12 protein-coding genes and 1 pseudogene are annotated in these 11,815 nt (G+C 65.8%); 4 read left to right on the top strand and 9 right to left on the bottom strand.

Going from position 1 to position 11,815, the window contains the following annotated elements:
- A pseudogene (locus HNP84_RS50710) lies at nt 1–85 on the top strand (IS5/IS1182 family transposase); the annotation flags it as partial.
- Here the strand turns inward: HNP84_RS50710 and HNP84_RS50705 are convergent.
- The 6 genes from HNP84_RS50705 to HNP84_RS50680 form a co-directional block, all read right to left on the bottom strand.
- On the bottom strand, nt 77–691 hold the full coding sequence (locus HNP84_RS50705; protein ID WP_185057356.1) for a thiolase family protein: 615 nt from the start codon (nt 689–691) through the stop codon (nt 77–79). The pseudogene HNP84_RS50710 and the gene HNP84_RS50705 sit on opposite strands and share 9 nt — an antisense overlap.
- On the bottom strand, nt 684–1,583 hold the full coding sequence (locus HNP84_RS50700) for a fumarylacetoacetate hydrolase family protein (RefSeq protein WP_185057355.1): 900 nt from the start codon (nt 1,581–1,583) through the stop codon (nt 684–686). The genes HNP84_RS50705 and HNP84_RS50700 overlap by 8 nt, the downstream gene beginning before the upstream one ends.
- Nucleotides 1,584–1,750: 167 nt before the next feature.
- Nucleotides 1,751–2,218: a nuclear transport factor 2 family protein gene (locus HNP84_RS50695; protein WP_185057354.1), complete on the bottom strand. Its 468-nt coding sequence runs from the start codon at nt 2,216–2,218 to the stop codon at nt 1,751–1,753.
- A 209-nt stretch (nt 2,219–2,427) separates the two neighbouring features.
- Nucleotides 2,428–3,480: a quinone oxidoreductase family protein gene (locus HNP84_RS50690; protein ID WP_185057353.1), complete on the bottom strand. Its 1,053-nt coding sequence runs from the start codon at nt 3,478–3,480 to the stop codon at nt 2,428–2,430.
- 143 nt (nt 3,481–3,623) lie between these two features.
- Complete coding sequence (locus HNP84_RS50685; protein WP_185057352.1) at nt 3,624–3,776, bottom strand: hypothetical protein; 153 nt, start codon at nt 3,774–3,776, stop codon at nt 3,624–3,626.
- Nucleotides 3,777–3,926: 150 nt separating this feature from the next.
- Entirely contained in the window at nt 3,927–5,054 is a 1,128-nt protein-coding gene (locus HNP84_RS50680) for a PucR family transcriptional regulator (protein ID WP_185057351.1), read from the bottom strand.
- 262 nt (nt 5,055–5,316) lie between these two features.
- Between HNP84_RS50680 and HNP84_RS50675 the strand changes: the two genes are divergently transcribed.
- Nucleotides 5,317–6,612 carry an MFS transporter gene (locus HNP84_RS50675; RefSeq protein WP_185057350.1) on the top strand — a complete coding sequence of 432 codons (1,296 nt, stop codon included), beginning with the start codon at nt 5,317–5,319 and terminating at the stop codon, nt 6,610–6,612.
- Nucleotides 6,613–6,655: 43 nt separating this feature from the next.
- On the opposite strand, the gene HNP84_RS50670 is transcribed toward HNP84_RS50675, so the two are convergent.
- Nucleotides 6,656–7,132 (bottom strand): MarR family winged helix-turn-helix transcriptional regulator, encoded by a 477-nt coding sequence (locus tag HNP84_RS50670; RefSeq protein ID WP_185057349.1) that lies wholly within the window; start codon nt 7,130–7,132, stop codon nt 6,656–6,658.
- A gap of 63 nt (nt 7,133–7,195) precedes the next feature.
- Here HNP84_RS50670 and HNP84_RS50665 point away from each other — a divergent pair, with 63 nt between their 5' ends.
- Complete coding sequence (locus HNP84_RS50665; RefSeq protein ID WP_185057348.1) at nt 7,196–7,726, top strand: hypothetical protein; 531 nt, start codon at nt 7,196–7,198, stop codon at nt 7,724–7,726.
- Nucleotides 7,727–8,102: 376 nt separating this feature from the next.
- Here HNP84_RS50665 and HNP84_RS50660 read toward each other — a convergent pair whose 3' ends face one another.
- Both HNP84_RS50660 and HNP84_RS50655 read right to left on the bottom strand, forming a co-directional pair.
- Nucleotides 8,103–8,411: a hypothetical protein gene (locus tag HNP84_RS50660; protein ID WP_185057347.1), complete on the bottom strand. Its 309-nt coding sequence runs from the start codon at nt 8,409–8,411 to the stop codon at nt 8,103–8,105.
- A 642-nt stretch (nt 8,412–9,053) separates the two neighbouring features.
- On the bottom strand, nt 9,054–10,349 hold the full coding sequence (locus HNP84_RS50655; protein WP_425586093.1) for an IS701 family transposase: 1,296 nt from the start codon (nt 10,347–10,349) through the stop codon (nt 9,054–9,056).
- Between the two features lie 251 nt (nt 10,350–10,600).
- Between HNP84_RS50655 and HNP84_RS50650 the strand changes: the two genes are divergently transcribed.
- Nucleotides 10,601–11,722 carry a Shedu anti-phage system protein SduA domain-containing protein gene (locus HNP84_RS50650; RefSeq protein ID WP_185057346.1) on the top strand — a complete coding sequence of 374 codons (1,122 nt, stop codon included), beginning with the start codon at nt 10,601–10,603 and terminating at the stop codon, nt 11,720–11,722.
- Nucleotides 11,723–11,815: the final 93 nt, after the last annotated feature.

Below are 11,815 nucleotides of genomic sequence, written 5' to 3'. Positions count from 1 at the left end.
GCGCTGCTGCCCGCACCGCGCCACCACGATCGTGCAGGCCATCCTCGTCCTGCAGCTCATCGAAGAAGGTCGCTACTCAGGATGAAAAGTGCTCATTGTGCACCGCATGATCGTGGTTCTTCGCTGCGACGGCCGCGATCTGCTTCTGAGTACTGCCGAACGCGGCCATGTGCGCTCGAGCCATCGCGGCGTAGATGTCCATGAAGATGCTGCGATCACCCGGTTCGGCGCCGGGCTGCTCTCCTCCGAGCTCGCTCAGCACCCGATGCAACTCGTCAGGTCTGGAGACGTCGTATGCGCCGTTGAAGACCGCCATCGACCGGGATCGGTCACCGACATTCATCTTCTCTACGCCGACGGCCAGGGCCACGTCGGCGTTCCCGGAGCGCACCTGTGCGATCGCCAGGTTCAGGGCCGAGGATCCAGAGGCGCACGCGTTCTCAATGTTGAACAAGGGGATCCTGTCGACACCGATGCCGGCCAGAGCGATTTGTCCCCCGACCATGTGTTGTCCCTCGAGCGGACTCTGCGTGGTGTTGGCGTAGAAGACGGCATCGACGGCGGCAGCCGCAAGGCCGGCGTCCTGCAAACAGTCACGTACGGCCTGTTGAGCCAGCTGGGCCACGGATGACGAAGTGTGGACGGCAAAGGGCGTCATGGAGACGCCCGCTATGTAGACACGCTCAGTCATTGACTCCACTCCAGCTTCCGACGGGGGCGGGTATGGCTGTTCCGGTCGAGGGCGGCGCTTCCGTGACCGTGTTCGTGAGACTGCCGATTCCTTCCACCCAACTCGTCAGGATGTCGCCCGGCCTGAGGAAGGTGGCGGGCTTCTTGAATGCGCCGACGCCGGAGGGCGTCCCCGTGAAAATCAGGTCGCCCGGATAGAGGGTGCACACGCTGGAGAGGTACTCGACGAGGAGCGGCACAGGGAAGATCAGGTCCGATGTCCGGCTTGCCTGTTGAGTCTCCCCGTTGAGGGCGCAGCCGATCTCGAGATCATCGGGATCTTCGAACTCGTCAGGAGTCACCAGGGCCGGTCCGAGAGGGCCGAACGTCCGCCGCGACTTCGACAGCGAAAACTGCGGGTGGCTGCCGTCGAACTGCAGCACCCGGTCCGTGATGTCCTGCCCGACGGTGAGTCCGGCGACGTAGTCCCACCCGTGCCCTGCGGGCACGTGGTCGGCGTGCTGCCCGATTACTGCGACGAGTTCCACTTCCCAGTCGATGCTGTCCGACGGCGCCTCGATCGACGCGGTGGGGCCGGTCAGACACGATGGAAATTTCGTGAAGATCAGCGGCCGCTTGGGCGGCTCCGCCCCTGCCTCCTCGATGTGGAGGCGGTAGTTGGCACCCACGGCGAAGACCTGACGCGGGGAAGGAACTGGAATACTCAGAACTTTTTCACCTAGGTCATGGAATTCCTCGTCCGCGGCGTTCTGATATGCCGAGTTCAGCTCTTTCCATTGAGTATACATGGATGTGGGATCTGCGAGAACTTTACCCCCGGAAACTGTGGCGGCATCGGCATAACGCCCATCGCGAAGAAAGGCGGTACGCCCCTCGACCACTCCAATGCGCATTCTCTCTCCCAGTGAAATGGCGCCTATGTCCGACGTCCGCTGAAATCCCCGTCCGTCTCGGCCGGCAGGCCGATAGGAACTTCGGCTTCCTGGTCGCTCACCGATCCGGTGTGCTACCAGGGTGTCGCTGCACATCTCATCGTGTGAGCACGCCTTCTTGGGCTTTCTCAGAGGGGGACGACGACCGCGTCCGCGGGGATGTCGTCGTGATCGACGGCGCTGCCCTTCTCGCGCCAGATCTCGTAGGCGATCTCGCGGGCGATCTTCCCGTCACGCATCTCGAACATGTGGATAAGGCGCGCACGAATCTTGGTTCCGACAGGGAAGGGGAGATTCGGCATCCTGTCCCCGATGACCTCGCACTCTCCGATGTGGTCGGTGAAGACCGAGGTTTCCGTGGCGACCTGCCGAAGCAACGTCAGTTGCGTGATCTTGACCGTGGCGAAGATGTCGAGATAGGCCTCCTTCACCGCTGCCGAGTTGTAGTAGACCTGGCCGCGCGAGGGTGCCTCCCAGACGATGTCATCGGTGTAGAGCGCGATCGCCTTGTCGACGTCGTCCGGGTTTTCGTTGTGGAAGTGTGCCTCCACTGTTTCCAGATTCCGCTGGATGACGGGGTTGACGGTGTCTGACATGGGGATCTCCTAACCTTTCGCTTGAGTCTGTTGAACGTCCGTCCTGTGAAGCCCCAGAAGCGAGCTTCCGAGCAGGCCGGCACACGCGCCGTCACTTGGGCTGCGCTGCGAATAAGTAGTCGGTGGCAAGGCCCTGCTCGGACAGCAGCTTGGCCAGCATTGCGATCTCCTGCCGCTGGCGTTTCGTGGCGGTTTTCCGGAAGTTCTCCTCAACGAGCGGCTGCCGGCGCAGGACATAGGACCGGCCGGCCTGCGACGGCGCGCATCACATCTGTGTAAGCAATCGACGCTTCGCTGAGCGGGCGCGTGGAGTGCACAGATACCGGCCTCAGCTTCCCAGAATCGAACGCCGAGGCAAGGTCGCGAAGGACCCCTGCGGCGTCATACATCGTCAGGCGCGCGGTGTTGAGACCCACGAGGAGGAGGTCATTGCGGTAGAAGGAAAGGACATCGAGCGAAATCGGTTGCTCGGCCGGAGAGCTGAACACGCACAGTCCTCCGCCGGCCTTCAACGCTCCGAGCAGCGCGTCGCTCATCGCACCGCCCACCGCATCTACTGCCGCGTCCGCCCCTGCGCCGTTCGTCAGTTCTCTGATCGAGCGAGTGACGTCCATGCTGTCCGTGCGGACGATGTCCTCGTACCCGAAGTCGTGGCAAACCTGGGCTTCAATGCGGTCCTTGACGATGGCGACGACCCTCGCGCCTTGCAACCGCGCCAGCTCGCAGGCGGCTCGTCCGACGCTGCCCGCCGCCCCTGTGACAGCCACCCAGGTGCCCTTCAGCCCTGAGCGCCCAGTCGCCCGCATGATCGCGCATTGAGCAGTGAAGTACGCCAAGGCCGAAGCACCCGCGTCAACGGTTTCCAGGGCAGTGGGGATCTCGACCAGCGCCCCCAGCGGAATGGCGACGTATTCAGCGTGTGTGCCATCCCGGGTTACCCCGAGGTCACCGCCTCCTGCCCCCCATACACGCCTGCCGACCCACTCCGCAGGTCCGTCGACCACCTCGCCGGCGTACTCGCGGCCTAGGACGCGCGGGTAGGGGCCCGGAATCACCCCTTGACAGGCCAGTACATCGCTTCTGTTCACTCCGGCGGCACGTACCGCCACAAGCACATCGGAGCGGCTCCGCGTCGGCAGGTTCGCTGAGACCGGGACCAGGTCGGCAGGCTGCAGTGGCCCGGGCACTTGCAGCGCAGTCATTGTTGGCACCATGCCTGTCTCGTCCTTCGGGTTCTCGGCGTCGATCGTTACCTGCGCCATCTATCTGGGTGATCGAGGGCGGAAAGGGGCCTTATCCCACGAGGATTCGATGGCCCCTGCCGGGTGCATTCATGGATCCAGTTCCAGTTCGGACTCGTACCGGGCAGACCGGTACCGCGCTGCGTCGAACTCGCCGTCGGCGCTCAGCGCCTCGCCGCCTTGACCTGGGCGTGTTCTAGCCCCGAGTCCCTGAGCGCCTCGTCGATTGCCGCGCGCGCCAGCTCGGACACGTCGCGGTCCTCGTGCAGACCGAACGGTGTCATCCCGACACCGGCCGGCCACACCGATTCGTTCATGCCCCCATCCCAATCGCCTTCAGGCGCGTTGTCATTGGAGAGATCGACAACGGCCCACCGCGCGACGTTGGGGATTCGACCGATGACTTCGACCTGCTCACGGCCGACGGTGATCGATCACCTTCACCTGATCCATGTGGCTCTGTCGACTCACTCTGAATCGTCGTGATCGTCGCTGGCCGGCACCGTCTCCAGCACCCAGGCCAGTTCCACCAACGTGTCGATGGCCGTCAGGCTCCGGCCGGTGAGTTCTTCGAACTTGCGGAGTCGGTAGCGCAGTGTGTTGACGTGGACGACAAGCGCGTCGGCCGTGCGCGCGATGCTCTGCCCATGGGCCAGGTAGGCTCGAACGGTCTCTTTGAGGAGCCTGCCGAACTCGCCTTCTTCGCGCAGCGGGGCCAGGTACCTGCGCACCAGCAGTTCACCGACCTGGGGCTCGTGGACCGCGGCGAGCCGCCAGGACAGGTCCTCGATGCCGAACACGCCGGTGCGGTCCAGCCTGCGAGCGGCCTCCAGTACCCGGCTGGCCGTGGCGAAGGAGGTGGCCATGTCCGCCAGCGGCACGGCGTCGCCGATCCCCACGACGACGCCGTCGAGCGGTGCGGGCCGCCGGGCGACGATCCCGGCGCAGTGACCACCGATCATGCCGACGAGGGCGCGCCGTGCGGGCGTACTGCCGAGCCGTTCCAGCGCCCGCCGTACCGGCTCGACGTCCTCACCCCCCACGTGCGCCCGCACGGCGTGGTAGCAGGAAGCGGTATCGAGGCCGTAGAACCCGCAACTGCTCGTGAGCCCGGCGGTTTCGAGCGTGCCGGACAGCAACGCGTGCAGCAGTTCCGAGCGCCGGTGCGCCTCGCGCAGCGCGTTGTCGATGCCCAGATTCTGGTACTCCAGGGCAACCCGCGTGGTGAACGCATCGCTGAGTGCCCACAGCAATTGGGCGCCAAGCAGGACGAGACGGGACGGCACGCCGCCTTCCTCGGCCAGTTCGACGAACCGGTCGTGGATCACCCCGATGTTGCACCGGTAGGCACGCATCATGTCCTCGATCGGGACTCCCTGGCTTGCGCGCTCCCGCACGGTGATCTCGGCGGCCGGCGCGAGGTCGTCCTGTGTCGGCGCGACGCCGGACCGCAGCGTCTCCACCGCGGCGTCCAGGTTGCGCCGCCCCGACGCCTCCAGGTTGCTCACCGGAACGGCCGCGTACGACGGCAGCTCGCTCACCAGCGTGATCGTGCGCTCGGTCAGCATGCCGATCTCGCCGGCCAGCCGGTCCACGGCTCGGTCCAGCGCCGCGCGGCCTTGCGTCGGCCCGGCGACGGCGTCCTTTCTCGGCACTGCCCTCACCCCACCTGACATGCGATCTCACTGAACCGGGTGAACCCCATCCTGGCTCGCGGCCCAGCCGGGGGCAACCGAGGTCGTTGTACGAATGCACAACGGGTGAAGAGAGCGTGTTGGCCGGTTGGCCGTCGACGCAGCGCGCCACGCGCCGGATTGTTGACCCTGCATCCGCTTCGCGTCCCCCCTGGAGTTGGCAATGACGGCCGTACGACACGAAATGTCCGACCGAGCCTCTCGTGCCCGGCAACTTGCCGCTGCCGCGATCGGCAACCTCGTCGAGTGGTTCGACTGGTACGCCTACTCGGTACTGGCGATCTACTTCGCGGACCAGTTCTTCCCCTCATCGAGCGGGTCGGGCGTGGTGTCGCTGCTCGGCGCGCTCGCGGTGTTCGCGGTCGGCTTCTTCATGCGCCCGCTCGGTGGGCTGCTGGTGGGAGCCCTGGCGGACCGGCACGGCCGCAAGATGGCGCTCACTTTCACCATGTCGCTGATGGGCGGCGGCAGCCTGCTCATCGCCCTCGCGCCCACGTACGCCCAGATCGGGGTGTTCGCGCCGGCGCTGCTGCTGCTCGCCAGGCTGGTGCAGGGCTTGTCCACGGGCGGTGAGTTCGCGTCCGCGTCGGCGTTTCTCGTGGAGTCCGCGCCGCCGGACCGGCGTGGGCTGTTCTCCAGCTTCTTCCACGTCAGCGCCAACATCGGCAACCTTGCCGCCTTGGGGCTCACCGCTCTGCTGGCCACCGTGCTCACCGAGGAGACCATGAGGTCCTGGGGTTGGCGGGTGCCCTTCCTCGTCGGGGCGTCCGCCGCGCTCGTCGGCCTGTGGATACGCAGGCGGGCCGAGGAGACGCACATCGAGGCGGAGGAGATCAGGGCGGGACGGGCCCGCAAACCCGCGATGTTCGAGTTCGTCCGCCACTATCCGCGCCAGTCCCTGCAGGTCGCCGGGATCACTGTGGCACCGGCGTTGATCTTCTACGTGTGGGCGGTATTCCTCCCGACCTACGCGCAGCTCACGGTCGGCTATGACGAGGCCCGGTCGGTGACCATCGCCGTCATCTCGCTGGTGTTCTTCACCGCGCTCCAGCCGTTGTTCGGCATGCTGTCCGACCGGATCGGTCGCAAACCCATGCTCCTGGTGTTCGCGCTCGGTTTCACCGTCGGCACCGTCCCGCTGCTGAACGGGATCACCACGAGTTTCGTGAGCCTCCTTTTCGTCCAGTGCGTGGGCCTTGCGTTGCTCGCCTGCTACACCTCGATCGCGGCGGCGGTGATGGCCGAACTGTTCCCCGCCCGGGTGCGCGGAGCCGGCATCGGTTTCCCCTACGCGGTCGTGGTCGCCGCGTTCGGCGGCACCGGCCCCTACGTCGCCACATGGCTGCACGGCATGGGCAAGACAGGCCTGTTCGCCTGGTACATCGCGGGCTGCGCGCTGGTCTCGCTGGCCACCTACATGACATTGCGGGAGACCCACCGCGCGCCCCTACCGGCATAACGGAAGCGACCCGACGACCAGACAACGCACTCAGGAGAGAGCTCTAGGCCTCCGCGCCGGGTGCCCCGGTCTTGGCCCCAGCTGCCACTCCTTCGCCGGACAGGAGGCGATCGATAAGGGCCTTGAGCGTCTTGGCGTCGTCCGGGCCGAGCCGGTCCAGCAGGTGACGTCGGGTGGCCGTCTCCAGTGTCGGCAACGTCGCGTCGATCGTGTGCCTGCCTGCCGGGCGTAGCGCGACCTCCATCCCGTTCGGGACCTTGTCGCGGGCCACGTAGCCGCGGTCGGCCATCCGGGTCAGCAGGTGCGACAGTCGTGTCCGGTCCCAGCCGAGGGCGGCGGCGAGGGCGTTCTGCCGCAGACTTCCGCCGGACTCGTGCAGGCAGACCAAGACGCTCAGTTCCGGCTCGGAGACGCCGGACGCCGCAGTGGTTTCGGCGATGACGGCGGCACGGACCATCTCATGGGCGCGTTTCCATCGCAGCCACAGCTCGGTCGCCTCACCCGGCCCAAGTGTTGACATATCAACACCCTTCTCTCTAGTGTTCGACCCGACCATACGGCTCGATGTACAAGGACTTCTCCCATGCTCGATCCTCGGCGGCACTACGCCAGCCTGCGCCTGGTGGCGCTACTACCCCTCCTTCTGTTCCTCCCTGCCGTGATCGCCTTCTTCACGGACCCGCAGGTGGCGTGGGGAGAATACCTGGGTGTCTTCTTCCACCTCTCGATCCTCTTTCTGGTATCGCGCCTGGAGGCGGCGCCCTGGGCCAAAGCCGCGGGCTACGGCTGGGTGGCGCTCGACGTACTCGCCGGCATCCTGATGATCAACGGGATCGAGTACGAGACGGCCTGGGCGGTCCGGCTCGGCGGCCACGTCCTCGCCGGCGTCTGGATTGTGGCGAGTTCCCTGGTCAGCCGTTCCTGGCCGGTCCGCGTGGTCGGCGTCATCACGGGCGTCTGGCTCGCCGGCTACTCCTTCGTCGGCACCCTTCTCGCTGAGGAATTCCTGCGCCCGGCCGGAATCATGATCCTGGTCTGGTTCGCCCTCCTAGCGATCTTCCACCGCGACGCTCCCGGGCACCCGGCGGCACCGACCAGCCCAGCGCCGGCCTGAAGCGCGGTATACCCACAACCCGGCGAGCCCTCGCCGCCGGGTTCGCGCGTCACCCGATGGGCAGATCACCCGCACTTCATTGCTACCGGAACCCCGGTTCGCCGCCGGGGACGATGGCGGCGGCCGTAGGCCCGACCTGGCTCAGTGGGCTACTGCTCGAAGACGCGGTCCACGACCGCGGCCACTTCCGTGCTACCGGCGCGGAAGTAGCGGCCGCAGCAGGAATGGGAACGCGCCGAAGCCCTGGCCAAGGCCAACCGGGAGGTGGCCCTTGAGCGGCAACCGAACGGCCAGAGACGTTAGCGAGCCGCCAGGGCTCGGATTGCCGTCACTGGCCGTTCCGATGCAGGTGGTCGCCGGGACGGGGGAGCCCCGCTCAGTCGATGAGCGCGGTCCGGCGGAAGGAGGTGGCGGCGGCCTTCAGGTCCGCGAGGATCTTGCGCCAGTCGGCGGTCTCGTTCTCGTCCATGGCGATCCAGTTCTGGACGGCGAACTCGCTCGCCGGGGCCGGTGCCCACCCGGAGCCGCGGATCCAGTTGCCGGGCCAGTAGTGCCCGCACGCCTCGACGCCGAGTTCGAAGGTGACGGCTGCGGCCTTCTGCTTGAAGGTCTCTGAATGCCAGGCGCCCGAGCGGGCCATGCCCACGGTCTGGCCATGAAGATCGACAGCCCAGATAGTGATCAAGGGATCCCCTGGCCGCAGGGCATAAGAAGGTGGAGCGGGTGACGGGAATCGAACCCGCGCTGTCAGCTTGGGAACTACACCGATCGCGGCACGTGAGGGCTCTGAGCTGGGCGGAAACTCGGTCGTGAGTGACCGTGATTGACCCCTCGTCACCCTGTCTAATTGCACGCTAATTGCACGGCGATCAGCCCTTGGACTGGGGGTTTTCGCGGGGCGCGCACTCTGCCTTCTGATCATCAGTCCGCCGCCATCCCGCCCGAAGGGGAAGCGGGCCGGGGCCAGGGGGACAAGGTGGAGCGCCCCACCGGACGAACAACCTTGTCCCCATGGCCTTGGTCTGCTCGGCTTTGCCCGGGACGATGGCGGGCGGGATGATCAGGCTTCCACGTCGGCCACCTACGGACCTCACAGGCGCGCGGTGATCATCACCGGTGCTGGAGTGCCTCCGTCGAGGCAAGTCTGCGCCGAGGCGGAGGTGTCGCCGGCACCGGATGAGTCCATCCGCCACATGGCGACCGACTACCTTGCCCGGGAGGAGTTCGAGAACCTCCCCGACCTGGGCCTGTTCCTCGCGAGCTTCCGGGACATGGGTTTGCGTAATCGGTAGGACGACCTCTAGCGTGCCTAATACTCCAGCCGCACTTATCGATCTCTGAGCTGTCGTCGCTGGTAGTGGCTTTGCCTGGCACGGGCTTGATGGCGTCGTCGCCAGCGTGACCAGTGCAAGATGTGGGGTCGGCTGGTAGGTGGCCGGGTCAGCAGGGCGAAGACGCGGCGGATCTCGTTGGCGGAGATGTCGACGAGCGGGCCGGTGCCGGCCGGTGTGTGTCTGGCGCCCAGGGCGGCACGGGTCACGGCCAGGAAGGCCAGGGCGAGCATGGCGAGGGTGATGTAGCGATACCAGGCGGGATAGAGGCGCACCTGGTAGTGGTCGAAGGCGGCTTCGTTCTTGCCGGTCTGGAAGCATTCCTCGATCGTCCAGCGGGCTCCGGCTACTTCGACCAGGCGCTGTAACGGAACCGGCCGTGGCGTGTGACACAGGTAGAAGGCCAGGTCGCGGGGGTTGCTGAGCGAGCGGCGGACGAGCAGGTGGTGCGCCGGGCTGCCGGTGGCGACCAGGGCCCAGGCGTAGCGCCGATCGCCCTTGGCTCCCGGGCCGCAGGACAGGCGCTGCCATCCGGTTCGAGGCACCTTGCCGGCCATGATGTCGGCGCGGACCTTGCCGGCGCCGGTGGTGATCTGGTGGGCACGGGAGACCGCGAGCACGTAGGAGATCTGCTGGTCTTCCAGGTATCGGCGCAACGGTCCGTTGTCGCCGTAGGCCTCATCGGCGGTCACCCAGCCGAACGGCACGCCGGCCGCGAGCGCCCGTTCGATCATGGCCTGCAGGAGCTGAGGCTTGGTGGCGAAGCCGACCTGCTCAGGGACACGGGCGTCCGCGCAGCGCTCCGGACGGGCGATCCAGGAGTCTTTGGGCAGGTAGAGCTCGCGATCCAGCACGGCCCGGCCACGGCTGGAGGCGTAACCGAGGAACACCCCGATCTGGCAGTTGGCGACCTTGCCGAGGGTCCCGGTGTATCGCCGCTGCACTCCTGCTGAGTGGGTGCCCTGTTTGGCGAAGCCGGTGTCGTCGCCGACCAGTACCCCGTCGTGCTCGCCCAGATGCTGGATCAGGTAGGTGCGGATGTCGTCACGCACGCCGTCGACGTCCCACTTGGCGGCGTTGAACAGCCGCTGCATGCCATCGGGGGTGGCCTCACCGGCGTACTCGGCAAGTGACCAGCCGTTCTTACGCTCCAGCCCGGACAGCAGCTCGCCGACACATGCACGAGCGCGCTGCCGGACTTCGGGGCGTCTGAATCGACCGGCTACCAGCGCGAACGCGTCATCCAGACCAGCCTGGAGACGAGCGGCGCTGAGATGTTCTACCCTGGCCAACGCGGCCACCGCATGATCTTCAGTTCCATCACACCTGAATGATCACAGCGGTGGCCGTTCCTCGTTCACAGGGGAGTACGCGTGGGTACGTATGTGTACCCATAGAGCGGCATGCTCTACCGCGCTATAGCGTGCACCAGCTCACCGGCGACGCCTCGGACCGCCTCTGAAGTGCGGCTGGAGTACTAAACGGTGTAGGCAACCTGCCTGGACGCAAGAAACTGTCACACCTGCCGGTCACACTTCAGCCCATGGGCGTTAGATCAGACTTCTCATTGGACCTACAGCTTGAGTACGTTCACAAGCAGGCGGCCAGCGACGAGGTGAAGCGAGCGGTCACCTCCGTGCTCCAGCACATGCGAACTGGACGCGGCGGCCACCGCAGGGGCGGGAAGGTGCTCGTGCAACTCTTGGCACAGGCGCGCGGGCACGCAGCCTCGGTCGGCGAGTGGGAGGTTGTGCGGCTGCTGCAGGACTCCCTGGATTACGCCGAGGAACGTATCCTGCAACCGGAGTTCAACGAGAGATACCGGCTTTTTCAAGACGGAATACGCAATCGAAGCTTGCGGCAGTTTGTGGCGAACATGCTTGAAATCAAATTCAAGTACGTCGCCGAGGCGGGGCGCGAGTTCCTGGACCAACACCCCGGTGCAGATGTGGATGATCTGCTGGCCTATATCAACTCGCTTAGCCATGACGCTCGGTATCTCGTAGCACCGGAAGGCCGGCCAGGGCGATACTCGCTCTTCCGCGGCCGGAGGGAGACGATGGTGTGGCTGGAGCGTGTGCTCCAGGAGCGGGTTGATATCGAAGACCCGGAGAAAGCCGCTCAGCGGATTGCCGCGTCACCAGAGGCATGGGCTCTCCTAGCCGCTGATTCAGATGGTCAGATGATCCTCCGGGCATCCCAGCTTCAGCAGCGCTCGGCCCGCCTGGCAAGCCTGCGCAAAGTGGTGGAGGACAGGACCGCCACGGAACTGGACCTACAACGGGCGCTGGAGGGGCAGCACTGGATCTTCGGTGGGCGTTTCGTCGGGGAAGCTGCGCATCGCAGGTTGGTGTCGGGTGACGAGGTTGACCTTCCTCTGATCCGCGGCGATGGAAGTCTTCACATCGTCGAGCTGAAGCGGGCCATGAGCATGAAGGGTTCTCTGGTGAAGCGACATCGCGGAGCTTGGGTACCTACTGCTGAGGTGCATGATGCCGTCGGCCAAGCCGTCAACTACCTTGTCGGGCTAGATGAGAACCGTCAGCAGATCTTCGAAGACTTCGGCATCGAGACACGCCGAGCAAGCGCTGTCGTTCTGATCGGCCATCCAGCCGTCCAGCCGAGCGTGCCGGAACGGGAGATCAATGAAGCGCTTCGGACGTGAGCAATGATCGAAATCTGTGGATCTGACGGGAAGGGGTGTACCTTTCCCGAATCATCTGATCATGGTTTCGAGATAGGCCGACGTTGCCGCGTC

Source organism: Thermocatellispora tengchongensis, from assembly GCF_014202315.1.
Classification (GTDB): Bacteria; Actinomycetota; Actinomycetes; order Streptosporangiales; family Streptosporangiaceae; genus Thermocatellispora; species Thermocatellispora tengchongensis.
Note: the sequence above shows the minus strand (reverse complement) of the source record. Positions and strands in the feature narration are given on the sequence as shown.

Bases quoted from the DNA above. Each gene is read 5' to 3' on its own strand.
- HNP84_RS50705 (WP_185057356.1), bottom strand. From the start codon at position 691: ATGACTGAGCGTGTCTACATAGCGGGCGTCTCCATGACGCCCTTTGCC.
- HNP84_RS50700 (WP_185057355.1), bottom strand. From the start codon at position 1,583: ATGCGCATTGGAGTGGTCGAGGGGCGTACCGCCTTTCTTCGCGATGGG.
- HNP84_RS50695 (WP_185057354.1), bottom strand. From the start codon at position 2,218: ATGTCAGACACCGTCAACCCCGTCATCCAGCGGAATCTGGAAACAGTG.
- HNP84_RS50690 (WP_185057353.1), bottom strand. From the start codon at position 3,480: ATGGCGCAGGTAACGATCGACGCCGAGAACCCGAAGGACGAGACAGGC.
- HNP84_RS50685 (WP_185057352.1), bottom strand. From the start codon at position 3,776: ATGAACGAATCGGTGTGGCCGGCCGGTGTCGGGATGACACCGTTCGGT.
- HNP84_RS50675 (WP_185057350.1), top strand. From the start codon at position 5,317: ATGACGGCCGTACGACACGAAATGTCCGACCGAGCCTCTCGTGCCCGG.
- HNP84_RS50670 (WP_185057349.1), bottom strand. From the start codon at position 7,132: ATGTCAACACTTGGGCCGGGTGAGGCGACCGAGCTGTGGCTGCGATGG.
- HNP84_RS50665 (WP_185057348.1), top strand. From the start codon at position 7,196: ATGCTCGATCCTCGGCGGCACTACGCCAGCCTGCGCCTGGTGGCGCTA.
- HNP84_RS50650 (WP_185057346.1), top strand. From the start codon at position 10,601: ATGGGCGTTAGATCAGACTTCTCATTGGACCTACAGCTTGAGTACGTT.